1 protein-coding gene and 2 pseudogenes are annotated in these 1,749 nt (G+C 62.6%); all 3 read right to left on the bottom strand.

The window, feature by feature from the left end:
* Positions 1-179 precede the first annotated feature (179 nt).
* Positions 180-551 (bottom strand): nuclear transport factor 2 family protein, encoded by a 372-nt coding sequence (locus ACIBIW_RS36750; protein WP_399342892.1) that lies wholly within the window; start codon positions 549-551, stop codon positions 180-182.
* Between the two features lie 85 nt (positions 552-636).
* Positions 637-960: pseudogene (locus ACIBIW_RS36745) on the bottom strand (hypothetical protein); the annotation flags it as partial.
* 21 nt (positions 961-981) lie between these two features.
* Positions 982-1,709 (bottom strand): annotated as a pseudogene (locus tag ACIBIW_RS36740) (IS5 family transposase).
* Between the last annotated feature and the right edge of the window lie 40 nt (positions 1,710-1,749).

The following is a 1,749-nucleotide window of genomic DNA, read 5'->3' as shown; positions in this document are numbered from 1 at the left end:
AAGTGTACGTAAGTAAGTGGCGGGGCTCGTGAGGCTTGAGCCCCTGTCGGGGCTTGGCTTCATGAAGGCCCGTTACCTCTTGGCGAGTTCGCGAATTGTGGGCTGAGCCCCGAAGGGGCCACCCAGAGAGAAGGCAAGTGCATCTCTAAGGCATGTGACATGCAAAGGCGCGACCACTATCACGGCGCGTGGGTGCCGTCGAACCAGGCCGAGACTCGCGCGATTTCGGAGCCGTCGGGGGTTAGTTCGAAGATGTCGGCGGCTGCTGCTTCGAAGCGCGTGCCGTCTGGGGTGTTACCACTGAAGACCATCTCCACCAGCGCCATCGTACCCGAGACAGTCACGCGAACCACTTCATCGTGCGTCTCGGGCATCGACTCCATGTTGGCCTGCAAGGTTGCGGCAATCTCGTCATTCCCCTTTGCCACGACAGAACCCTGCAACAGGAATTCAGCGTCGGCGGCGTAACAGGGGGGAATGGCTGTCCAATTCCGCTCATTACAGGCCGCGATGTAGCGGCTGATCGGTTGCGGCAGTTCAGTAGTGCTCATTGGATATCTCCAAAGGGAGGGGCAGGCGCTCCGTTAAGAGCGCAGACGTAGTCGGGGTGATACTGCTGGGGTCACTTCGTCACTGTCAGACCTCCCTAGTGTATTGGTTTTCGCGAAGCCGACTCTGTCGAGTGTTCAGACCGGAATACGCTGGTGGGCTGTGCCCCTGAAGGGTGATGCCGTTGCCGAAGGCGAAGAAGGGGACGCCTTCCGCTCCGTGGTCGGTGGCGGCGCGAGCGGCCAGGTCCGCGAGTGCGTCGTGGGTGAAGATGGTTTCCGCCTTGGCGAAATTCCTGTCGAACAGCAAGGAGATCAGTTCCTGCTGGTGGCCTTGGGGCTTGGCCCAGTGTAGGAGCCGATGCCCATCCAGGCTACTGCCGGCTTTGCGGTCCGTGCGGTATTCGAGACCTTCGCGGCGCGCGCTGCCTGCTTAGACTGTGCGGATCAGTCGCTTGTGGCAGCACAAAGCCGCGGCCAAGCCGGGGAAGGCCAGGTAGTTACGGTCATCGCACTCGTAGCGGGGGCTGAGCCTGCGGTAGCCGGACAGCCAGGACATTGTCCGCTCGATCACCCAACGACGGCGGCCCAGCCGTTCGCTGGACTCGATGCCTTGCGGGCGATGCGTACGCCGATGCGTTTGCCCCACAGTCATTTCCGCAGGTGGGGGATGTCATACGCCTTGTCGGCGTGCAGGCGTTGGGGCTTGACGTGACGGCCTCGGTGGGAGCATGTCTCGTTTGGTGACCCTCGGCCATAGGCTTCAGCGCTCCGCTGTCGTGGGTGTTGGCGGCCGAGACGCCGACGACCAGGGGCAGTCCGTTCGCGTCCGACAGGACGTGCATCTTGGAACCCGGCCTACCTCGGCCCACGGGGCTCCGACCTATGAGTTCGCCTCCTTTCCAGCCCGCACGCGAGCGGAGTCGAGGACCACGCGCGACACGTCGATGAGGCCGGCGTCATCGAGTCGGTGCAGCACCGCTTCATGCAGCCGGCCCCACACCCCGGCCCGCGACCAGATCAGGAACCAGCGATGCGCGATCGACTTTGATATTCCGAAACATGGCGGCAGAGCCCGCCAGGCACAACCGCTGACCAATACGTAGACAATCGCCGCACAAGCTTGTCCGGAACAATCCAACTCCACGTGCCCCGCCCTATAGACAGCCCAACGAGCGATCACCACGTAGGACACAGTCTA

The sequence above is a fragment of the Streptomyces sp. NPDC050560 genome (assembly GCF_044457285.1).
Classification (GTDB): Bacteria; Actinomycetota; Actinomycetes; order Streptomycetales; family Streptomycetaceae; genus Streptomyces.
Note: the sequence above shows the minus strand (reverse complement) of the source record. Positions and strands in the feature narration are given on the sequence as shown.

Bases quoted from the DNA above. Each gene is read 5' to 3' on its own strand.
- ACIBIW_RS36750 (WP_399342892.1), bottom strand. From the start codon at position 551: ATGAGCACTACTGAACTGCCGCAACCGATCAGCCGCTACATCGCGGCC.